Source organism: Rhizobium sp. PK7-22 (assembly GCF_056530405.1).
In genome coordinates this window covers 3,586,736-3,607,272 of record NZ_CP096514.1, presented here as the reverse complement: position 1 = coordinate 3,607,272, position 20,537 = coordinate 3,586,736, and the positions used below count along the sequence as shown (strand labels likewise).

Genomic DNA, 20,537 nt, shown 5'->3' with positions numbered 1-20,537 from the left:
TTCAGATTGTCTGGAGCGCCTGCAGTTGCGAAACCGGCGGCCGTTCGGAGATCCGCCTCAAGAGCAGCCGGGCCATCAGCGCGCCTGCCTCTGAAAGATCCTCATAGATCGTCTCGGTGCGCGGTCTGATCTGGTCGAAGATCCCGGACGTCTGCTTTGCCACCAGCCTGACATCGCTGCCGAACGCCAGACCCCGGTCATGCGACGCGGCCATGACGGCGAGCGCCGACACTTCGCCACCACATATGAACCCGTCCGGCCGGTCCGGTTGCGAAAGGCGGTTGTCTATCACCCGGCGGATGTCGTCCGATTTGCTGTCGAGGGTCACTTCGTTGGGGATGTCGAAGGCGATGCCTTCCTCCCGCACCGCCGTCATGAAGCCATGGCGCATGTGGTGCGCGAAGGTGAAGCGCTCGGGGGGCAGTATGATGCAGAGCTTCCTTGCTCCGGCTGCAATCAGCTTGCGTGCCGCCTGATAGGCGAAAGCGTAATTGTCGAAATCGACATAGGGATGCTGCGTCGCAAGCTCCGTCCGGCCGTGGCAGATGAAGGGAAAGTCCCGTTCCAGCAACAGTCTCACGCGCTCGTCGGAGGGCTCCGTCCGGGTGAAGATGATACCGTCGGCCATGCGGTTGCGCATGATGTGCCGCACGGGTTCGAGATGCGGCGTGTCGGAGAAATGCGGCGTGATGACGAGATGATACGTCGTGCCGCGCAGCGCTTCCGTGATGCCATTGATCATCGACGTCGCGTAGCCGAGGATTTCCTCGTGCGGATCGAGTACGAGGCTGATGACATTGGTTCGGCCGGTGCGCAGCCGCTGCGCGGCCCGATCAGGGAAGTAGCCGATCTCCTCGGCCACACGACGGACCCGGAGGCGGGTTTCAAGTGCGATCTGTGGAGCATCCGCAAGCGCCCGCGAGACGGTGGTCACGGCCAGGCCGGTCAGTTCCGCCACCGTTCTCAGCGTCGGCTTTGAATCATTTCCGAGGTACGTACCTCTTCTGTCGGCGGTGCTTTCCCCGCGGTCTCTTCCTTGCCGATCCGTCATGCGCGCTTCTCCTCCCGAGCCCCGCAGCCAAGGTCTCGATCGTCAACTATATCGTTATAAATTTTCAGAGCAATCACTTGGCGATTGCAAAGGAGCGGTAACTTGCCTTGAGAAAACAGCGCACTAAGTGGCTGCTCGACCGCTCTTACGGCGATAGCGCGGGGTTGACAGCCCCCGCTTTTATATCGTTATAAATTACTCATCCGGAGAGGAGCCCGGATCTAGAGGGAGATTCTCATGAATATCAGAACATTTACGAAGCTGGCCGCCGGTGCTGCGGTCATCGCTCTTACAGCAGGCGCTGCAAAGGCGCAGGAGAGCGTTGAAGTCCTGCACTGGTGGACTGCTGGCGGCGAAGCCGCAGCGCTCAACGTCCTGAAGGATAACCTTCAGAAGGAAGGCATTTCGTGGCAGGACATGCCGGTTGCCGGTGGCTCCGGCGTGCAGGCCATGACGGCACTTCGTGCCCGCGTCACCTCCGGCGACCCGCCGACGGCCGTCCAGATGCTCGGTTTCGACATCAAGGACTGGGCCGAAATGGGCGTCCTCGGCAATCTGAACGACCTCGCTGCCGAACAGGGCTGGGACAAGGTCATTCCGGCTGCACTTCAGGAATTCTCGAAGTTCGACGGCGACTGGATCGCTGCACCGGTCAACGTCCATTCGACGAACTGGCTGTGGCTCAACAAGGCTGCGCTCGACAAGGCCGGCGGCGCAGAGCCGAAGAACATGGACGAGCTGTTTGCGCTGCTCGACAAGTTCAAGGAGCAGGGCATCACGCCGCTCGCCCATGGCGGTCAGCCCTGGCAGGACGGCACCCTCTGGGAGTCGGTCGTCCTCTCGGTCGGCGGCATGGACTTCTACAAGAAGGCCGTGATCGAAGCGGATGCGGAAGCGCTCTCCAGCGACACGATGCGTCAGGTCTTCGACGACATGACCAAGCTTCGCGGCTATTTCGACCCGAACTTCTCCGGTCGCGACTGGAACCTTTCGACGGCGCTCGTGATCGAGGGCAAAGCCGGCGCCCAGCAGATGGGCGACTGGTCCAAGGGTGAATGGCTGCGCGCCGAAAAGAAGCCGGGCACCGACTTCGTCTGCATGCGCTTCCCCGGCACCCAGGGTTCTGTCCTGTTCAACTCCGACCAGTTCGTCATGTTCGACGTTGGTGACGACCAGCGCGACGCCCAGCTGAAGATGGCTTCGGCCGTTGAAGATCCGGCGTTCCAGATTGCCTTCAACACCGTGAAGGGCTCCGTCCCGGCGCGTACCGACGTTCCGGACACCGAGTTCGACGACTGCGGCAAGAAGGGCATGAAGGATCTGGCGGAAGCTGCTGCCAGCGGCAATCTCGCCGGCTCGATGGCCCACGGCCATGCCCAGCCTTCGGCTGTCAAGGAAGCGATCTTCGACGTCGTGACCCAGCACCTGAACGGTCAGATCAACACCGACCAGGCTCTTGAGCGCCTGCCGCAGGCAATTGCCTCCGCGCAGTAAACCGAGATCTTCTCGATACACTGAATGGCCGGGATCTCCCCGGCCATTTTCTCACTCCAGACATCTTGAACTTGGATCCGGGCTTCTGGCCGGAGGTGGCGCATGACGACGATCGAACCCGTTCCCTATGTGACAGAGCAGCGATCGCGACGGTCCTACAGGGATCGGCTGGGAACCCTGCTGCCGAAGATCGTGCTTGCGCCGTCCTTCGCCATCACCCTCGTCTTCGTCTACGGGTTCATCCTGTGGACGGTCTATCTCTCGTTTACGCGGTCTCGGATCCTGCCGATCTACGAGATCGTCGGCTTCGATGCCTATTACAATCTGTGGTCCCAGCCCAGTTGGTACATGGCGATCAAGAACCTGGCGATCTTCGGGGTTCTCTACATCAGCCTCTGCATTGTCATCGGTCTTACCATCGCCATCCTGATGGATCAGCGGATCCGGGCGGAGGGCGTGCTGCGGCCGATCTTCCTCTACCCGATGGCGCTGTCCTTCGTCGTCACCGGCACGGCCTGGAAGTGGTTTCTCAACCCGGGTCTCGGGCTCGAGAAGACCATGCACAACCTCGGCTGGGAGAGCTTCAAGTTCGACTGGCTGGTCAACACCGACATGGCGATCTACACCATTGTCATCGCCGGCGTCTGGCAGGCCTCGGGCTTCATCATGGCGATGTTCCTGGCAGGCCTGCGCGGCATCGACGGCGAGATCATCAAGGCGGCGCAGATCGATGGCGCCCCGACGTTTGCGATCTACCGCCGCATCATCATTCCGATGCTGCGTCCGGTCTTCCTGTCGGCCATCATCGTTCTCGCGCACATGGCGATCAAGTCTTACGACCTCGTCATCGCGCTGACCGGCGGCGGGCCTGGCAATGCGACCGAACTGCCGTCGACATTCATGTATTCCTACACCTTCACCCGCAGCCAGATGGCCGTCGGGTCGGCGAGTGCCGTGATGATGCTGATGGGCATTACCGCCATCATCGTTCCCTATCTCTATTCCGAGCTTCGGGAGAAGCGGTCATGAGTGCGCCCAGCGATACCGTCAGCGCCGGTTCGGCGCGAACCACACGCTTCGTCATCTACACGCTGCTGCTCGTCCTGGCCGTGATCTATCTTCTGCCGCTCTACGTGATGCTGACGACATCGTTCAAGTCGCTGGCGGAAATCCGGGGCGGCGACATGCTGGCGCTGCCGCGCGATCCATCGCTGGACTCGTGGTTCAAGGCATGGGGTGAAGCCTGCATCGGCGTCACCTGCGAGGGCATCAAGGGCTACTTCTGGAATTCCATCAAGATGGTGGTTCTGGCCGTGCTGATCTCGACGGTTCTCGGTGCGCTGAACGGTTACGTGCTGACGAAATGGCGCTTCCCGGGCCACAAGCTCGTCTTCGGGCTCATGCTGTTTGCCTGCTTCATTCCATTTCAGGCCGTCCTCATCCCGATGGCCCGAGTGCTCGGCATCTTCGGCCTGGCCAACACCACCTCCGGCCTCGTCTTCGTGCATGTGGTCTACGGGCTGGGCTTCACGACGCTGTTCTTCCGCAACTACTACGAGGCGTTTCCGGACGAGCTCATCAAGGCGGCGATGATGGATGGTGCCGGCTTCTTCAAGATCTTTTGGCGGATCCTGCTGCCCAGCTCGGGGCCGATCATCGTCGTCACCGTCATCTATCAGTTCACCAACATCTGGAACGACTTCCTGTTCGGCGTCTCCTTCTCGTCGGGCGCGGAATCGCCGATGACGGTGGCTCTCAATAACCTCGTTTCGTCCTCCACCGGCGTCAAGGAATACAACGTCGACATGGCTGCAGCGGTGTTTGCAGCATTGCCGACACTGTTCGTCTACATCGTCGCCGGACGCTATTTCGTGCGCGGCCTGATGGCCGGCGCAGTCAAGGGATAACTTCAATGAGCTTTCTCGAGATCAAGAACCTCAGCAAGAAGATCGGCAACAACGAGGTTCTGAAGAACATCAACATCGAGCTGGAGAAGGGTGGCTTCCTCGTGCTCGTCGGACCATCCGGCTGCGGCAAGTCGACCCTCCTCAATGCCGTCGCCGGTCTGATGCCGCTCACCTCGGGCGAGATCATCGTCGACGGCCAGGTGATCAACGACCTGCATCCCTCCAAGCGCGATATCGCCATGGTGTTCCAGAGCTACGCGCTCTATCCGAATATGACGGTGGCGGAGAACATCGGCTTTGCACTGGAAATGCGCGGCGTCGAGAAGGCGGAGCGAGCAGAGGCCATCCGCAACGTCGCCAAGGTGCTGCAGATCGAGCATCTCCTCGACCGCCGTCCGAGCCAGCTTTCCGGCGGCCAGCGGCAGCGCGTCGCGATGGGGCGCGCGCTGGTGCGCCAGCCGCGGGTCTTTCTCTTTGACGAACCGCTCTCCAACCTCGACGCAAAGCTTCGCGTCGAAATGCGGGCCGAGATCAAATCGCTGCATCACAACACGGATGCCACGATCATCTATGTGACGCACGACCAGATCGAGGCGATGACGCTTGCCACCAAGATCGTGGTGCTGAAAGAGGGCGCGATCCAGCAGGTCGGAACGCCCGCCGAGATCTACAACCGTCCTGCCAATCTGTTCGTCGCGGACTTCATGGGTTCGCCGGCGATGAACATGCTAAAGGGCAAGATCGTGTCCACCAGCGGCGTCCGGCAGATCTCCATCTTCGACGGCTCGGCCGTTGTTGCCATTCCCTCGTCGGTCAACACCGATCTTGTCGAGGGCAGGGAGGTGATCCTCGGACTTCGCCCCGAGGGAATCACGGATTCCGGCCTTGTCGATCCTACCGCCGACGCGATCGCGCGGATCGATGCAGATGTCGTTCTCGTGGAGCCGACCGGTTCGGACACCTTCGTCACCGCCAGGCTACAGGGCACGGCGTTTACGGCGCGTGTCCGTGCGGATGTGTCGATCGCTCCCAAGGAGCGGTTCACCTTCGTCTTCAACCTGGACAAGGCCGTCGTCTTCGATCCTGCTTCGGGCGAGCGCCTGCTCTGATCACCTGAAGATCCGAAAGCTTCGGTCCGGCGCAACGAATGTGCCGGGACATGCGTTGAGGGGGCTAACGATGCGTGCACGCTATACCAATCCGGTTGTTGTTGCGCGCTTGTTCAGCGGGAGCGACTGATGACGACGCAGGACGAGACAAGCAAAGCCAACACCATCAAGCATGATGCCGACGGGCAGTTCGCCAACGTTAAGGCAGGTGGCAAGAGTTCAGGCGTCGCAAGCGCCAAGCCCACCGTCGTGACGGGGTCGGAAGATGCGACAGCGCACAAGGCACCCCCAGGCCAGAAGACTCCGAACGACGAATGGGATTCCAATTTCGACGTCGGCGAGCATCAGACTGACGAGAAGTAGCGGTCTCAACATTCGCTGAAAGCTTGCTGAAAAACGATCAAATTCAGCCACTCTGTGTCGATTTGAGACCATGCTTGTCTCAACTCGACTGATTGTCCGCCGCGTGTTCCACAATTTTCATCGTTCGCAATCATGCTCTTGGCCCTTGTGGGAAAAGCGTCTAAAACCAAGCTCGTGCTATATTAGCAAAGGGCGGATAGATGAATCTTTGTGTCACTGCGGTCGCGTCCAGCGCCGCTGACGCGACCGGCTGTGGTTGAGGCAATGCGGCTGTCTCGCTTGTTTCCGACGGCTTCGATCGGCGTGTACCTTGTGGCGCTTTCGGCCGTTGTCGCAATTCCCTTGGTGGCGTTCGTCATCTTCCTGATGATGGAGCTGGAGCAGAGGGAAAATGACCTTCTCGCTGTCAATACGGCAGACGATGCACAGATGGTGGCGCGGTCCGTCGACCGGGCACTCCAGGACATGACGACAACCCTGCGCATCCTGGCAACGTCGAGGGAACTGGAGCAAGGCAACCTGCAGGCCTTCCATGAACGCACGCAGAGAAGCCTCCTGTCGAAAGCGCTCTACGTCCTTGCAGTCGATGCAGAGGGAAACCAGTTGCTCAACACGCGGGTGACCTTCGGGACCCAGCTTCGTCGCATGTCTGATACATCTGCCCTGGAGGCGGCGCTGGAGACACGCGTCACACAGATCTCGGACGTCTTCTTCGGCGCAACCAGCGGGCAGTTTGTCTTCAACGTGACGATGCCCCTGCCTGAGGAGATGACGCGCAACTCCGGGGCCTCTGCGCTGGTCGTGACCCAGAACGCATCGGAACTGCAGAAGCTGATCTCGCCGGACGCACTTCCATCGCAGTGGTCAGTGGCGATCATCGACGGAGCGGGCAAGATCATCACCTCGATCGGGGCAAGCCAAGCTTCACCGATCAGTGCCTTTCACGAGGACACGTTGCGGCTGATGACCGGCATCAATGGGACCATCGAAGACGTTGGCAAGGGGCCCCGGCAAATCTACGGCTATGCGCAGGTCTTGGGTTCCAACTGGAAGGCAGTGGTCTGGGGGCCTGTAGACACGGCGCAAGCAGCCATCATCCGAACCTCGCGCCAGCTCATCATCGGCAGCCTGATCTTTCTCGGGATCGGAATGCTCTGCGGTTACCTGATCGCGCGACAGCTGCGAATCCCTATTCGCCAGATCGCCGCGATGGCCGAAAGTATCGGCAAGGGACATATCGTGCCGCCCGTCGAAACGCATATCCGCGAGGCCAGCCAGATCTCGATTGCACTCTCCAATGCCTCGTTCGATCGGAGCCAGGCGGAAGATCGGATGCATTTGATCCTTCAGGAGCTGGTGCACCGCACGAAGAACATCCTGACGCTCGTGCAGGCGATGATGCGGCAACTGGCCCGTCAGGAAGGGACAATGGAGGACTTCCAACAGGCGATTTCAGCGCGGCTTCAGGGGCTGGGCAAGTCGATCGAAGCCCTGGCGAGCGAGCAATGGGTAGGCGTTCCGCTGAAGCGCCTGATCACGATCCAGATGGAGCCGTTCGCCGAAGCTGCAGACCGGGTCGAGATCGAGGGAGACGACTTCCCGCTCAGGGCGGAGGCCGTCCAAAACCTTGGTCTCGTGCTCCATGAGCTGGCCACCAACTCGCTCAAATACGGTGCTCTGTCCGTGCCACAAGGGAAGGTGCAGGTTCGCTGGCATCAGGAAGACCCTAAAGATCCCGAGTCACTGCTGAAGCTGGTCTGGGAAGAAGTCGGTGGACCTCCGGCAGTTGAGCCTTCCCGCACCGGTTTTGGCACCACGATCATCAAGCGCCATGCCTCGGCTGCCTTCGGTGGGCAAGTCGATATTCAGTATCGGACCTCGGGCTTTCTCTGGACGCTGACCGCGCCGCGAGAGGCTTTCGAAAGGGGGCCGGGAGAGGCTGTGCAAGAGTTGATGGGCTGATGACGCCGCGCCTCGGAACGAAGCGAAGTGATCGTCGTTCTAAGGCCCATGGATGTCACAGCTTTCCCTGATCTCGACCATGAATCCCTCAAGGCCATCGGGCTTACCTATGTCTGCAACACCGAGCCGGGCATCAAGCGGCTCCGGGCGGGCCGCGGCTTCTGCTACAGGCTTCCCAGTGGCGAACTGCTGAGTGATCCGGAGGAGAAACGCCGGATTGCAGCTCTGGGACTCCCGCCGGCCTATACGGATGTCTGGATCTGCATCGATCCGCGGGGGCATCTTCAGGCAACCGGCTTCGATGCCCGCGGACGCAAGCAGTATCGCTATCACACGGATTGGCAGAGCCATCGCAGCGAGCTGAAGTTCGATCAGCTCATCCGGTTCGGCGAGGTGCTGCCGCGAATTCGCCGACGGATCGAGCGGGACCTGAGACTCGGCCTCAACAATCAGGAGGCCGTGCTGGCCGCCATCGTTGCTCTCATGGATGCGGCGCATCTTCGGGTGGGCAACCGGGCCTATGCGAAGGAAAACAAGACTTATGGCGCGACGACGCTTCTGAAGCGGCACATGAAGCTTTCGGGGGAAGCGGTCGTTCTGCGCTTTACGGCCAAAGGCGGCAAGAAGGTCAGCCACACGCTGAAGCATCCGCGTCTTCAGCGGATCTTCGAGGAGATCGCGGACCTGCCGGGACGCCAGCTGTTCTCATGGCCCGACGAGCATGGCACGCCCCATCCCGTCGATTCCGGGCGCTTGAACGCATATCTGGCAGAAATTGCCGGATTTCCGGTTTCGGCCAAGACGTTTCGTACATGGGGCGGGAGTCTCGCTGGATTTTCTGCGGTCTTGCAAGCTGTTAAGGACGGACAGAAGCCAAAAATCAAGCTGATCTGTAATGCTGCTTCGGAGAGGCTTCACAACACGCCGGCCGTCTGCCGATCGAGCTACATCCATCCGGCAATCCTCGCGCTGGCGGATGACACTTCGGGATTGGAAAAGATTTTTACGGGGCAGGCGGAGGGTGCGCCATTCAGGGGCCTGCGGGCCGACGAGAGACGGTTGCTGACCTTTCTTAAGTCTTCGGCGGATGCAGTTGCGGCCGCACCACCGTCAAGCGGAGCGGCCACAACCGAGCAAGGCTGATCAGGCGGCGCGGCGGTCGTGCCGGCCTTCCTTCACTTCCTCGACGATCTTGGCGACAAATGCCGGGAGATCCTTCGGCGAGCGCGACGTGATGATGCCGTTGTCGACTACAACTTCCTCGTCGACCCAATTGGCACCGGCATTGCGCACGTCCGTCTTGATTGAAGGGTAGGATGTTGCGTTGCGGCCGCGCAAGGCATCTGCTTCAATCAGGAGCCAGGGGGCATGGCAGATTGCCGCCACTGGCTTGCCGCTCTTCACGAAATCGCGCACGACACGCATGGCATCCTCGTTAGTTCGCAGAACGTCAGGATTGATCTGGCCGCCGGGAAGGACGATGGCGTCGAAATCCTCGACTTTGACGTCAGAGGCGAGAAGATCGACGTCAACGCTGTCGCCCCAGTCGGTCTCGTCCCAGCTCTTGATCTGACCGTTCTTGAGCGAGGCGATCTTTACCTGAGCGCCCTGCTTGCGCAGTTCGTCGAGAGGCACGCGCAGTTCCGAGCGCTCGTAGCCGTCCGTGGCCAGAATGAGAATGGATGCAGACTTGATGTCAGCCATTATTGAACTCCTGATATCTGTTTGTATGTTTGCTCGCGAACGTTAGAGGCGTCCGCTCGTCAGATCCCGCCCATTGATCGATGCAGGCACGCTGATCTCGTCCTGAGGTTTTCGGGGGAGGGGAAGTTCCACCGCCTCAGGAACCAGCACCTGCACGTCGTGCGGATGATCCGGTTTCACAAGATCGCCGCGAGACAGGCCGAGCTTGGCGAAAAGCCGTCGGAAAATGCTCTGCATCGTCTCTTCCTTTCGCTTGAAAGGGCCGCCGCCCGTCTTGAAAGAACCCGTTTAAGCGTCATTCGTTCCACCTGCCTACGGTCCCCTCATGAAGTTTTTTGCAAGTGTGGTGGAACAAAAACGCGGTCGCGGTGTTTGCACCGATCGCGGCCTGGCCGCGGAGGGGAAGCAGTTACAGGCAAGAGGGGTGTATTGAGGGGCACATCACTGCCGCCGTTCCGGCTGGCCCGCACCGTAAAGATCTGTTCTTACTCTCCGCGTGTCCATGCGAGGCTGCGCAGGGTTGCCCTCGTGTTCCTGTGGAGCGCGGCTCTCTCCTCCTGCTCCGGAATTCAGTCCGCACTTGATCCGGCAGGCCCGGAAGCCGCCGATGTCGCGACGCTTTTTTACGTCATGCTTGCCGGCGGTGCAGCGATCTGGGCCGGCGTGGTTGGCACCCTGTTCTACGCGACGCGCATCAGAAGAGAGCCACATTCGGAGCGGACTGCAGGCCGGGTCATCCTCCTCTGCGGCGCGGTGGGACCAGTGTTCATCCTCGGAGCTCTCCTCACCTATGCGGTCTGGCTGATGCCCAACATGCGGCCGTGGACGGCCCCCGGAGAGGATGGCAGTATCCGGCAGATCGATGTCACAGGTGAACAGTTCTGGTGGCGGGTGAAATATCTCGACGCATCCGGCGGCGTTCTGTTCGAAACGGCAAACGAGATCATCATGCCGGTGGGCGAACGAGTTCTGTTCTCGCTGAACGCCCCGGACGTCATTCACTCTTTCTGGATCCCGTCGCTCGGCGGCAAGATGGACGTCATCCCCGGACGCATCAATCGTATTGCACTGGAGGCATCGAAAGCCGGCGTCTATCGTGGTGTCTGCGCCGAATTCTGCGGTGCTTCACACGCATTGATGGCATTTACGGTGGAAGCCCTGGAGGCTGAGGCGTTCGACGTCTGGCTGCAGCAGCGGCTGGCGGCCGACGGTTCATCCGAGGCGGCAGGGCTCGACCTCTTCCTTCGCCATGGCTGCGGCGCCTGCCATACGATCGCCGGGACCGCCGCCAACGGCGAAATCGGCCCCAGTCTCACGTCACTTGGCGCGCGCGGTGCCATTGCTGCAGGCACGCTTCCAAACACGCGGGAAAATATTGCACGCTTCATCCGCTCTCCGGAAGAGATCAAGCCGGGGGTGCACATGCCGTCCTTCGGGATGCTGCCGGAAGGCGATGTTGAAACGATTGCTGCCTATCTGAAGGGGCTGGAATGACGAACGCACTGGGCGATTTCTCTCCGGAAGAACGCGCTGCGCAGGAGGATCGCCTGCGCAATGTGTGGAACACGCCGGGCGGATGGCGCTACTGGACGTCCGTGAACAACAGCGAAATCGGCATGTGGTACGGCGTCACGGCCTTCACCTTCATGCTCTTCGCCGGCGTTCTGGCACTGCTGGTGCGGCTGCAGCTGTCCGTGCCAAATAATGATTTCCTCAGCGCCGACTTCTTCAACCAGGCATTCACCCTGCACGGCACGGTGATGATGTTCCTGTTTGCGGTGCCGATCTTCGAGGCGATCGCCATCTACCTGCTGCCGTCGATGCTCGGTGCGCGGGAACTGCCGTTTCCGCGGCTTTCGGCCTTCGGCTTCTGGAGCTTCCTGATCGGTGGCGTCTTCGTCTGCGGATCGATCTTCTTCAACTCGGCGCCAAATGCCGGCTGGTTCATGTATCCGCCGCTGGCCACCAAGGAAGAATATTCCGGCATCGGCGCCGACATCTGGCTGCTCGGCCTGTCTTTCATCGAGGTGGCGTCCATTGCCGCTGCGGTGGAGATCATTGTCGGCATCATGAAATGTCGCGCGCCGGGCATGCGCATCAACATGATGCCGATGTTTGCCTGGTACCTCCTGATCGTCGCCGGCATGATCCTCTTTGCCTTCCCGCCGCTGATCGCGGGCGACCTGCTCTTCGAAATGGAGCGGATGTTCGACTGGCCGTTCTTCGATGCGTCAAGGGGCGGCGATCCGCTCCTCTGGCAGCATCTGTTCTGGATCTTCGGACATCCCGAGGTCTACATCATCTTCCTGCCGGCCATTGCGCTGATGGCGATGATCGTCCCAACCTTCGCGCAAAGGCCGATTGTCGGCTATTCCTGGATCGTGCTGGCGGCGGTTGGAACAGGCTTCCTCAGTTTCGGGCTCTGGGTCCACCACATGTTCGCGACCGGCCTGCCGCAGATCTCGCTCGCCTTCTTCTCGGCAGCATCGGAAGCGGTGGTGATCCCGACTGGAGTCCAGATCTTCGTCTTCATCGCCACCATGCTGGCGGGCCGTGTGATCTTGTCGGTGCCGATGCTGTTTGGTGCAGGCGGGCTCGTCATCTTCGTGATCGGCGGGCTGACCGGGGTAATGGTGGCACTGGTGCCCTTCGACTGGCAGGCACATGACACCTATTTCATCGTCGCCCATCTGCATTACGTTTTGATCGGCGGGATGCTCTTTCCGGTCGCGGCGGGCATCTATTACTATTATCCGTTCGTGACCGGTCGGCGTCTGAGCGACGCCTGGGGCAAGGTCGCCTTCTGGCTGATGTTCACGGGCTTCAACATCGCCTTCTTCCCAATGCATTTTTCCGGTCTGCGCGGAATGCCGCGGCGGGTCTTCACCTATCCCGGCGATATCGGCTGGGACTGGTTCAACCTGATCTCGACGATAGGTGCCTTCATCTTCGCGACAGGCGTGCTGACCATCGTCGTCGATATCTTCCGTCCGAAGACCGCTCTCGGTGATCTCAACCCGTGGAACGCCGGAACGCTCGAATGGACCAATAATCCGGAGGAAAACTGGGGGATGCGGTCCGTCCCGATCATCACCAGCCGCTATCCGATCTGGGATCAGCCCAACCTGCAGAACGACATCGAGGCCGGACGCTTCTACCTGCCGGATGCCAAGTCGGGACGCCGCGAGACGCTTGTGACCTCCGTTCTGGATGCCAAGCCGATTCAGTGTCTGAGGGTTGGCGGCACTTCCTATGTCACGATCATTGCAGCCTTTGCTCTCGGCGGCGTCTTCATCGCGCTGACCTTCCACTGGTGGGCTGTGACAGTCGTCTGCGGTATCCTCACCCTCATGGCCATCCTCTACTGGTTGTGGACGGGGACAGCGGAAATTCCCGAGACGCCAGACATGGATGTGGGGATGGGCGAGCGGCTGCCGATCTATGTGTCTGGTCCGGCCTCCGTAGGCTGGTGGGCGATGTTCATCACCATGGTCGGCGATGCAACCGCCTTTGCCAGCCTCATCTTCGGCTATTTCTTCTACTGGACCATCCACAGCGATTTCACCGTCGGACTCGAAGGGCCCGGGATGTTCTGGCCGCTGGTCGCCATCGCGTTCTTCCTGGTGTCCTGGGGTTTGATGCTTGCCGCCCGCTCGCTTAACCGTGCCGACAGGATCGGCGCGGCGAGGGCTGCAATTGTTGCCGCTTTCCTGGCGACTTTGGCAGCCTCCATCGCAGGTCTCCTTGGCCCCTATGTGCACCAGATGAATCCGACTGCTCACGTCTATCCAGCGATAGTCTGGATTATCGCCATCTGGGCCGTCGTGCATGCGGTCGTCGGGTGCATCATGCAGCTCTATTGCCTGGCTCGCAGCTTTGCCGGCATCATGACGGCGCGTTACGATCAGGATATCACCAATGTCACGCTCTATTGGCACTTCCTGACGGTCACCGCGGTTGTTGCCTTTGGTGTGGTCGGCCTGTTCCCGGCGGTGAGGTAAGCCATGAAACGTTTGCTGCCCGCGGAAATCGAAACGCTCTGGACGCTGTTTACGGCGCCCGTGGTGTGGGCGGGGCATTTCGTCATCTGCTATGTCGCCGTCGCCATCCATTGCGAAAAGGCGCTCGTCTGGGACATCGATTTCAGCACCGTCAGGATCGCCCTGGGACTGTTCACTCTCATGGCGCTGGCGATGATCGTGTTGTCGGCCTATCTGGCCTGGCGGCAGTGGGGGTTCGGAGCGAGCGAGGCGCCCCATGCGGAGCCTACCGACCGGGATCGTCGGCGTTTCCAAGGGTTTGCGACGCTGCTTCTCTCCGGGTTGAGCTTCGTCGCTGTGTTCTACACGGCAATTCCGCTGATCTTCATCGCGGGGTGCCACCTTTGAGACGCGCTTCATTGGTGGCAGGATTGCTGCTGCTGGCCATACTCTGGCCGGGGATACTGGCATTGGGGGAGCGGGATTCATTCTCCATCCACATGATCGTCCACATGGGCGTGGTCGCCGGAGCCGCGCCGCTGATTGCACTGGGCCTCTCCGGTTCTCGGCATGACCTGACCACGCATTGGCCGTGGTTCACGCCGGTGCTTGCCTCCATGGTCGAACTGGTTGCTGTCTGGGGCTGGCACCTCCCGGCGGCGCGCAAGCTGGCGGAAGCCTCCTGGATGGTGACGTCTCTGGAGCAAATGACCTTCCTCGTCGCCGGCGTGCTGCTCTGGCTGTCGTGTCTGGGTGGGGCGCTCGACGGGCGGGAGGGCAGGCGGCTTGCAGGCACCTTCGGGCTGTTATTTACTTCCATGCACATGACGCTGCTCGGTGCGCTGCTTGCGCTCTCGCCACGACCGCTCTACGGCAGTGCCGACGTGACCTGTTTCGGCGTGCCGCTGAGCGCGGCTGTTGACCAGCAGGCGGGCGGCGTGGTGATGTTGCTGGTGGGAGCCATCGTCTACCTCCTTGGCGGGGTCATCCTGCTCGCGACGACGCTTCAGCCATCCCCTCACACCGGAGGCCGTCCGTGATCATTCGCTGGAAATACTTGATAGCGGCGCTTGTCGTGGCCCCGGGGCTTGCTCTGCTGGTCGGCTGGTCCGGTGTTATCGGCGTCGGCGCCAGTTCCGGGCACTGGGCGGTCACCGACTGGTTCCTGCACTGGGTGATGCGCAATTCAATCCGCACGGCGGCGCTCTCCGTCGAGGCTCCCCCGCTGGACGATCCCGCCCTGCTGCCGCTGGCAGCCGGACATTACGAGATCGGCTGTGCCATGTGTCACGGATCGCCGGCGCGCCCGCGGTCCGACGTCTCGCTCTCGATGCTGCCCTCGCCGCCCGACCTGCAGAGGGTGGTGCCTTCCTGGACGGACGAGCAATTGTTCCAGATCGTCCAGCACGGCGTGCGCTTCACCGGCATGCCGTCCTGGCCGACCCAGCGTCGGCCTGACGAGGTCTGGGCAATGGTCGCTTTCCTGCGTGAACTGCCGCGAATGGACGATGCGCGCTACTATGAGTTGTCTGGCCTCCACAAACCGCCAATGGAAGGCGAGGTAGGAAGTCTGCCGCTTACCTGCGAGAGTTGCCACAGCGAACGGAAGCTGACGTCGGATAGCCACATTCCCAGCTTGGCGGGGCAGTCGGAGGCCTATCTACTGGAAAGCCTGAAGGCCTACGCCAACAACGAACGAGCCAGCGGCATCATGCAGGCGGCGGTCGGCACGCTTGGCGAGGAATCGTTTCCGGAACTCGCCCTCTATTATGCCAGCCAGCAGCGTGCCGATCGCGCGGCACCGTCAGCCGATCCGGAACTGGTCGAGCGGGGAAGGGTGCTGGCCGAACAGGGGAGACAGGAGGACAAAATCCCTGCGTGCCTGTCATGCCACGAGAAGCCCGGAGCAAATCCGGTCTACCCTAGACTGTCGGGGCAGAGCGGGCCTTACCTGGCGCAACAGTTGCGCCTGTTTTCCGAAGGTGTGCGAGGCGGGACCTCTTACAGCCACCTGATGATCGAAGCGGCAAAAAATCTGCAAGAGGATGATGTGGCGGCCGCGGCCGCATATTTCGCGCAACGGCCCAATTGAGCCGCTGCCTCAACGTCTTCAGATCGGCACGACCATCATGTAGCAGGCGGCGACCACCATCACCAGACCGGCTGCTTCGACCCATTCCCTGACCATGACTAACTCCCCTTTGAACTGTCCCATCAACGGCCTCCGGAGGATCATGTTCCACAGAATGGACATAAAGATGACACGCGCGCCTTAAACGTGAAGAAATATTAAGTTTTGTCTGCGGCGGCCCGGGCGCGGGCCGCTTCCAGGACGGTTCTGAGTTCTCTGGCTGCCGCATTCGCGATTGCAAATCCGTCGTCCGGCAGCACGCCGGGGTCTTCCTCATGATCCTTGTAGGTCGCATCGTCGCGCAGCCGTGACAGGAACCGGTCCGTGGTGGCTGCGCCTCCGATCATGGCGGCCAGCATGTCGATCATCAGTTCTCGATGCGCAGCGAGGCGCCCTTCCAGTTCCTCGGTCGTCAGCGCGGTCATGGCTCTCTCCATTTTGTCTCGGTTTGAATAGATAGGCGCGCGTCGGGAAAGGGAACAATGGCCGGGCGCCTAAGTTTACCGATCTGATGAATGGAGTGATGTCCGTGAGTGATCCCGCGAAGTCCAGCGAACGGAAAGAAGACCGTGACGTACGCGACCGGCTGATCCTCGCGCTCTACGCCCAGCTGAATGCGAAGCGGCAGACCCGTGAAGCACTGGAGTATGTGATCCGCAACGGCGCCCTTTCGCCGGAGGTCCTGGAAGCGATTGCAGGCGGCCCGGTGCCCGTGGCGTCTTCGGAAGACATCGCCGCAGTGGAAAAGATTGTCGCCCTCGACGCCCGGCGTCGTGTTGCGACTGCAGAAGATCGGTAGGAGACGAAGACATGATGCGTATCGCAATGACTGTGTCGATGGTGGTCCTTTTGGCTGCCTGCAGCAACGAAGGCAGCAGCACGGACGACGCGTTCGACAATACCAGCACCACGAGCGCTCCGGGCACAGCGCCCACGGATCGGGACCCGACGCCGCAGACCGGAACCGGCGGCCAGTCGCCCGTCGACGATTCCCCGACCGGTACCGAAAAACGATAATTCGCCTGCGGGCGAAGGAACGAATGCTGCGCCGCCCCATTGTTAGTGGGTTCCGCACAGGGGTGACGCATGGATACCAAGAACAATAATTTCACGATCACATCGGGTAGCTGGGAACAGCTCGGGGCGACCTATGACGGCGAAGGTACGAACTTCGCCCTCTTTTCGGCACATGCCGAACGGGTCGAACTCTGCCTGTACGACAGCAGCGGCAAGATCGAAATCGGCCGACTGGACCTTCCCGAGTACACCCATGAGGTCTGGCACGGATATGTGCCGGGTCTGAAGCCAGGCATGCTCTACGGCTACCGTGTCCATGGTCCCTTCGATCCAGAAGCCGGCCACCGGTTCAATCCGAACAAGCTGCTGATCGATCCTTACGCGAAGGAGCTCGTTGGCGAGGTCGAATGGAACGAGGCCCACTTCGGCTATGACCTGCTGCACGAGGACAAGGACCTCACGTTCGACGAACGCGACAGCGGGCCATTTACCCCGAAGGGCCGCGTCATCGACACTCACGGCCACGAACTGAATGAGGTTACACGGCCCAATGTTCCATGGCCAAAGACCATTGTCTACGAAACCCATGTGAAGGGGTTCACGCAGCTGAATCCGGCGCTTCCGCTGGATCTCAGGGGAACGTTCGACGGTATGGGACATAAGGCCAGCGTCGATTACATCAAGAGCCTGGGAATCACGTCCGTCGAGCTGATGCCGGTCCACTACTTCCCGGATGACCAGCACCTCCTCGAGAAGGGGCTGCATAACTTCTGGGGCTACAACACCCTCGGCTTTTTCGCCCCTGCGTCCCGCTACTACGGGCCGCGCGGCTACAAGGGTTTCCGGGAGATGGTTCGAAATTACCATGATGCCGGCATCGAGGTCATTCTGGACGTGGTCTACAACCACACGGCCGAAGGCAACGAACTCGGCCCGACCCTGTCATTCAAGGGCATCGACAACTTCTCCTACTACCGGACGCTTCCCGACCAGCACCGGTACTACATCAACGACACGGGCACCGGAAACACGGTGAACACGTCGCATCCGCGCGTCCTGCAGATGGTTCTGGATTCGCTTCGCTATTGGGTCCAGTACATGGAGGTGGACGGCTTCCGCTTCGATCTCGGGACCATCCTCGGTCGGGAGCCGGAAGGCTTCGACGAGCGCGGCGGCTTCTTTGATGCCATTGCGCAGGATCCCATCCTGTCGCGGGTAAAGCTTATCGGAGAGCCCTGGGACATCGGTCCGGGCGGCTACCAGGTTGGCGGTTTCCCGCCCGGCTGGGCCGAGTGGAACGACAAGTACCGCGACACCATCCGCGACTACTGGAAGGGTGACAATGTCGCCAACGACTTTGCCGCTCGCCTGCTGGGTTCGGGAGACATCTACGACTTGCGTGGACGTCGTCCCTGGGCAAGTGTCAACTTCGTCGCAGCCCATGACGGCTTTACGTTGAACGATCTCGTCTCCTACAACGAGAAGCACAACGACGCGAACGGCGAAGACAACAACGACGGCCACAACGACAACCGCAGCTACAACTACGGTGCCGAAGGTCCGACAGACGAGGTTGAGATCAACGCCGTCCGCGAACGCCAGAAGCGCAACTTCCTGTCGACGCTCTTCCTGTCGCATGGCACGCCCATGCTGCTGGCCGGCGACGAATTCGGGCGCAGCCAGATGGGCAATAACAACGGTTATTGCCAGGACAGCGAAATCTCCTGGGTTCAGTGGGAAGGTCTGCCGCAGAGCAACGAGGACCTGCGTGCGTTCACGCAGGCGATCATCGCGCTCCGGCAATCTCAGCCGATCTTCCATCGGGAGAGCTGGCGTGACGGGATGGAAGTCCGCTGGTTCAATGCCGGTGGTGGCGAACAGCTTCCTGAACACTGGCAGGAGGGGGGCACCATTGGCCTGAACTTGACGCGTCGTGATTTGGACGCGCAAGAAGGGGCATGGTCCAATGTACTGGTGTTGTTCAACCCGTTCGAGGGTGCCGTCCCCTTTCACATCCCCACGCTAGACGACGGGAAATGGGTGCTGGAGTTGACGACAGCCGATCCGCTCCTGAAGGGCATGGAAGTCGAACAGGATGCCGGCTTCGACCTGGAAGGCCGCACGCTGGTTATCCTAAGGCAGGCGTGACAGCCACCGAAGACCACAGATCAATAAAAAAACCGGCCATCTGGCCGGTTTTTTTTTGTTTCTGAATGGAGAGCAGAGCCGCTGGTCTGTCAGATCCTCAGAACGCGATCCGGCGTCCCCCGTCGGCCGTCACCTTTACCGAATTCTTCGTGAGGCTGGCATACACCGCCGCATATTGCTGCGCGCTCCGCTCCCAGGAGAATTTCGCCTTCATACCCTGGTTTTGAAGTCTCGCCCATTGCTTGGGATTTCCATAAGCCTGAATTGCCCTGCGGAGGGCCATGCGAAGTCCGTCAGTCGTGACCGGGTGGAACTGGAACCCCGTCGCCACCCTTGCAGACATCGCAGCATCATTGGCATCGATGATAGTCTCCGAGAGGCCGCCGGTGCGCGATACGACTGGGACGCATCCGTAGCGAAGCGCATAGAGCTGGGTGAGCCCGCAGGGTTCGAAACGGGACGGCTGGACGATCGCATCGGACCCTCCATGGATCAGGTGTGCCGTCGGTTCGTCGTAGCCGATGTGAACGGCCATGCGGCCGGGGTGACGGCTTGCGACTTCCAGCAGCTGTCGTTCTATCGCAGGATCGCCGCGGCCGAAGACGATGACCTTGCCGCCGCTCCAGATCACCTCGTCGGCAGTTTCCGCGAGCATGTCCATGCCCTTCTGCCAGGTGAGACGGCTCACGGCAGAGAAGATCGGACCGTCGTCGTTGCCGTCGAGGCCGAATCTTTCGGTCAGCACGGCGCGGTTCTCACGCTTGCGACGCAGACTGGAGGAATTGTAGTTGGAGGGAAGATGAGGATCGGTGGCCGGATCCCAGATATCCAGATCGATGCCGTTGACGATGCCGCGCAGAACAGAGACGCGCTCGTTCAGTACCCCGTCCATTCCCATGCCGAAACGTGGCGTCAGGATCTCGCGGGCGTAGGTCGGGCTGACGGTGGTGATGGCGTCGGCCGTCTGCAGGCCTCCCTTCAGGAAACTGATGTCCCCAAAATATTCCAGGCAATCGGTCGAGTAGAGGTCGCTGCGCAGGCCGAGGGCCGGCAGCAGACCTGCCGAATACTGTCCCTGAAAGGCGATGTTGTGGATCGTCAGCACGCTGGGGACAGACAGACCCATTTCACGCATGTAGACCGAGGTCAGGGCCGACTGCCAATCATGCGTCTGGACCAGGTCCGGTTGCCAACCCGGCAATGCACCCGCTGCGATTTCCGCACCGGCAAGGCTGAGCGCTGCAAACCGTTTCCAGTTGTCCGGATGGTCATGACCGGCATCATCGACATAGGGGCCGCCTGGCCGATCATAAAGTGCCGGGGCATCCAGAACCAGCAGATTGAGGCCATTCATCTGCACGTGCAAGAGCGTGGCACGCTCTCCCAGGAGATCGTCAAACACAAGAAGCGGCAGAGGATTTGCCAGCTGTTTCATCACGACGGGGTAGCCAGGCAAAAGCGTAGTCGTTTCAACTCCCAAGGGCTCCAGGGCCTTCGGCAGGGAGCCGGTGACGTCTGCGAGGCCGCCCGTCTTCACGAGCGGAAAGACTTCAGACGTAACGGAAAGCACCTTCATCGACAATGCGCTCGGCCTCCTTTTCATAGTACGGACTGTGGTCGGCGTTGCCTGGTCGTTGCAGGGACTAACCCTGGGGACATCGGCGTCCATCA

At 60.8% G+C, this 20,537-nt stretch carries 20 protein-coding genes; 15 read left to right on the top strand and 5 right to left on the bottom strand.

All coding sequences use genetic code 11. From position 1 onward, the window contains the following. Nucleotide 1 precedes the first annotated feature (1 nt). Entirely contained in the window at nucleotides 2-1,051 is a 1,050-nt protein-coding gene (locus M1E10_RS22465) for a LacI family transcriptional regulator (RefSeq protein ID WP_499175002.1), read from the bottom strand. Between the two features lie 237 nt (nucleotides 1,052-1,288). On the opposite strand from M1E10_RS22465, the gene M1E10_RS22460 reads away from it, so the two are divergent. The 7 genes from M1E10_RS22460 to M1E10_RS22430 all read left to right on the top strand — a co-directional run bounded on the left by M1E10_RS22460 (nucleotide 1,289) and on the right by M1E10_RS22430 (nucleotide 9,029). Then, the gene (locus tag M1E10_RS22460; protein ID WP_499175000.1) at nucleotides 1,289-2,545 is read left to right on the top strand and encodes an ABC transporter substrate-binding protein; all 1,257 of its coding nucleotides are present in this window, start codon (nucleotides 1,289-1,291) and stop codon (nucleotides 2,543-2,545) included. A 102-nt stretch (nucleotides 2,546-2,647) separates the two neighbouring features. Continuing rightward, nucleotides 2,648-3,574, top strand: a complete 927-nt coding sequence (locus M1E10_RS22455; RefSeq protein ID WP_499174998.1) for a carbohydrate ABC transporter permease — start codon at nucleotides 2,648-2,650, stop codon at nucleotides 3,572-3,574. Continuing rightward, nucleotides 3,571-4,452: a carbohydrate ABC transporter permease gene (locus M1E10_RS22450; protein ID WP_499174996.1), complete on the top strand. Its 882-nt coding sequence runs from the start codon at nucleotides 3,571-3,573 to the stop codon at nucleotides 4,450-4,452. The genes M1E10_RS22455 and M1E10_RS22450 overlap by 4 nt, the downstream gene beginning before the upstream one ends. Nucleotides 4,453-4,457: 5 nt before the next feature. Next, the gene (locus M1E10_RS22445; protein ID WP_499174994.1) at nucleotides 4,458-5,561 is read left to right on the top strand and encodes an ABC transporter ATP-binding protein; all 1,104 of its coding nucleotides are present in this window, start codon (nucleotides 4,458-4,460) and stop codon (nucleotides 5,559-5,561) included. A gap of 129 nt (nucleotides 5,562-5,690) precedes the next feature. Next, on the top strand, nucleotides 5,691-5,924 hold the full coding sequence (locus tag M1E10_RS22440; protein ID WP_499174992.1) for a hypothetical protein: 234 nt from the start codon (nucleotides 5,691-5,693) through the stop codon (nucleotides 5,922-5,924). A gap of 264 nt (nucleotides 5,925-6,188) precedes the next feature. Then, nucleotides 6,189-7,886, top strand: coding sequence for an HWE histidine kinase domain-containing protein (locus M1E10_RS22435; RefSeq protein ID WP_499174991.1), 1,698 nt, complete (start codon nucleotides 6,189-6,191; stop codon nucleotides 7,884-7,886). A 48-nt stretch (nucleotides 7,887-7,934) separates the two neighbouring features. Then, nucleotides 7,935-9,029 (top strand): DNA topoisomerase IB, encoded by a 1,095-nt coding sequence (locus M1E10_RS22430; RefSeq protein WP_499177273.1) that lies wholly within the window; start codon nucleotides 7,935-7,937, stop codon nucleotides 9,027-9,029. Here M1E10_RS22430 and M1E10_RS22425 read toward each other — a convergent pair whose 3' ends face one another. Together M1E10_RS22425 and M1E10_RS22420 are read right to left on the bottom strand one after the other, a co-directional pair. Continuing rightward, nucleotides 9,030-9,590 (bottom strand): type 1 glutamine amidotransferase domain-containing protein, encoded by a 561-nt coding sequence (locus M1E10_RS22425; protein ID WP_499174989.1) that lies wholly within the window; start codon nucleotides 9,588-9,590, stop codon nucleotides 9,030-9,032. Between the two features lie 42 nt (nucleotides 9,591-9,632). Continuing rightward, entirely contained in the window at nucleotides 9,633-9,827 is a 195-nt protein-coding gene (locus tag M1E10_RS22420) for a hypothetical protein (RefSeq protein WP_499174987.1), read from the bottom strand. Nucleotides 9,828-10,118: 291 nt separating this feature from the next. Here M1E10_RS22420 and coxB point away from each other — a divergent pair, with 291 nt between their 5' ends. Genes coxB through M1E10_RS22395 form a run of 5 tightly spaced genes read left to right on the top strand, consistent with a single transcriptional unit; the run spans nucleotide 10,119 to nucleotide 15,662 of the window. Then, a complete protein-coding gene (gene coxB, locus M1E10_RS22415; protein WP_499174985.1) occupies nucleotides 10,119-11,084 on the top strand; it encodes a cytochrome c oxidase subunit II in 966 nt (321 codons plus the stop codon). After that, nucleotides 11,081-13,591 (top strand): cytochrome c oxidase subunit I, encoded by a 2,511-nt coding sequence (gene ctaD, locus M1E10_RS22410; RefSeq protein WP_499174983.1) that lies wholly within the window; start codon nucleotides 11,081-11,083, stop codon nucleotides 13,589-13,591. The genes coxB and ctaD overlap by 4 nt, the downstream gene beginning before the upstream one ends. Nucleotides 13,592-13,594: 3 nt before the next feature. Beyond that, a complete protein-coding gene (locus M1E10_RS22405; protein ID WP_499174982.1) occupies nucleotides 13,595-13,978 on the top strand; it encodes a hypothetical protein in 384 nt (127 codons plus the stop codon). Between the two features lie 14 nt (nucleotides 13,979-13,992). Continuing rightward, a complete protein-coding gene (locus M1E10_RS22400; protein ID WP_499174981.1) occupies nucleotides 13,993-14,610 on the top strand; it encodes a cytochrome c oxidase assembly protein in 618 nt (205 codons plus the stop codon). Beyond that, nucleotides 14,607-15,662: a c-type cytochrome gene (locus M1E10_RS22395; RefSeq protein ID WP_499174979.1), complete on the top strand. Its 1,056-nt coding sequence runs from the start codon at nucleotides 14,607-14,609 to the stop codon at nucleotides 15,660-15,662. Before M1E10_RS22400 ends, M1E10_RS22395 begins: the two co-directional genes overlap by 4 nt. Before the next feature lie 197 nt (nucleotides 15,663-15,859). Here M1E10_RS22395 and M1E10_RS22390 read toward each other — a convergent pair whose 3' ends face one another. After that, a complete protein-coding gene (locus M1E10_RS22390; protein ID WP_499174978.1) occupies nucleotides 15,860-16,126 on the bottom strand; it encodes a hypothetical protein in 267 nt (88 codons plus the stop codon). Nucleotides 16,127-16,230: 104 nt separating this feature from the next. On the opposite strand from M1E10_RS22390, the gene M1E10_RS22385 reads away from it, so the two are divergent. From M1E10_RS22385 to glgX, 3 genes are all read left to right on the top strand, one after another. After that, the gene (locus M1E10_RS22385; protein WP_499174977.1) at nucleotides 16,231-16,500 is read left to right on the top strand and encodes a hypothetical protein; all 270 of its coding nucleotides are present in this window, start codon (nucleotides 16,231-16,233) and stop codon (nucleotides 16,498-16,500) included. Between the two features lie 11 nt (nucleotides 16,501-16,511). Continuing rightward, a complete protein-coding gene (locus M1E10_RS22380) occupies nucleotides 16,512-16,718 on the top strand; it encodes a hypothetical protein (RefSeq protein ID WP_499174976.1) in 207 nt (68 codons plus the stop codon). Nucleotides 16,719-16,787: 69 nt separating this feature from the next. After that, complete coding sequence (gene glgX, locus M1E10_RS22375) at nucleotides 16,788-18,866, top strand: glycogen debranching protein (protein WP_499174974.1); 2,079 nt, start codon at nucleotides 16,788-16,790, stop codon at nucleotides 18,864-18,866. A gap of 97 nt (nucleotides 18,867-18,963) precedes the next feature. On the opposite strand, the gene glgA is transcribed toward glgX, so the two are convergent. Then, nucleotides 18,964-20,442 carry a glycogen synthase gene (gene glgA, locus M1E10_RS22370; protein WP_499177272.1) on the bottom strand — a complete coding sequence of 493 codons (1,479 nt, stop codon included), beginning with the start codon at nucleotides 20,440-20,442 and terminating at the stop codon, nucleotides 18,964-18,966. Between the last annotated feature and the right edge of the window lie 95 nt (nucleotides 20,443-20,537).

What these genes read in the sequence shown, in the direction of transcription:
- M1E10_RS22465 (WP_499175002.1), bottom strand. Translation starts at nt 1,051, where the DNA reads ATGACGGATCGGCAAGGAAGAGACCGCGGGGAAAGCACCGCCGACAGA.
- M1E10_RS22460 (WP_499175000.1), top strand. Translation starts at nt 1,289, where the DNA reads ATGAATATCAGAACATTTACGAAGCTGGCCGCCGGTGCTGCGGTCATC.
- M1E10_RS22455 (WP_499174998.1), top strand. Translation starts at nt 2,648, where the DNA reads ATGACGACGATCGAACCCGTTCCCTATGTGACAGAGCAGCGATCGCGA.
- M1E10_RS22450 (WP_499174996.1), top strand. Translation starts at nt 3,571, where the DNA reads ATGAGTGCGCCCAGCGATACCGTCAGCGCCGGTTCGGCGCGAACCACA.
- M1E10_RS22445 (WP_499174994.1), top strand. Translation starts at nt 4,458, where the DNA reads ATGAGCTTTCTCGAGATCAAGAACCTCAGCAAGAAGATCGGCAACAAC.
- M1E10_RS22440 (WP_499174992.1), top strand. Translation starts at nt 5,691, where the DNA reads ATGACGACGCAGGACGAGACAAGCAAAGCCAACACCATCAAGCATGAT.
- M1E10_RS22435 (WP_499174991.1), top strand. Translation starts at nt 6,189, where the DNA reads ATGCGGCTGTCTCGCTTGTTTCCGACGGCTTCGATCGGCGTGTACCTT.
- M1E10_RS22430 (WP_499177273.1), top strand. Translation starts at nt 7,935, where the DNA reads ATGGATGTCACAGCTTTCCCTGATCTCGACCATGAATCCCTCAAGGCC.
- M1E10_RS22425 (WP_499174989.1), bottom strand. Translation starts at nt 9,590, where the DNA reads ATGGCTGACATCAAGTCTGCATCCATTCTCATTCTGGCCACGGACGGC.
- M1E10_RS22420 (WP_499174987.1), bottom strand. Translation starts at nt 9,827, where the DNA reads ATGCAGAGCATTTTCCGACGGCTTTTCGCCAAGCTCGGCCTGTCTCGC.
- ctaD (WP_499174983.1), top strand. Translation starts at nt 11,081, where the DNA reads ATGACGAACGCACTGGGCGATTTCTCTCCGGAAGAACGCGCTGCGCAG.
- M1E10_RS22405 (WP_499174982.1), top strand. Translation starts at nt 13,595, where the DNA reads ATGAAACGTTTGCTGCCCGCGGAAATCGAAACGCTCTGGACGCTGTTT.
- M1E10_RS22390 (WP_499174978.1), bottom strand. Translation starts at nt 16,126, where the DNA reads ATGACCGCGCTGACGACCGAGGAACTGGAAGGGCGCCTCGCTGCGCAT.
- M1E10_RS22380 (WP_499174976.1), top strand. Translation starts at nt 16,512, where the DNA reads ATGATGCGTATCGCAATGACTGTGTCGATGGTGGTCCTTTTGGCTGCC.
- glgX (WP_499174974.1), top strand. Translation starts at nt 16,788, where the DNA reads ATGGATACCAAGAACAATAATTTCACGATCACATCGGGTAGCTGGGAA.
- glgA (WP_499177272.1), bottom strand. Translation starts at nt 20,442, where the DNA reads ATGAAGGTGCTTTCCGTTACGTCTGAAGTCTTTCCGCTCGTGAAGACG.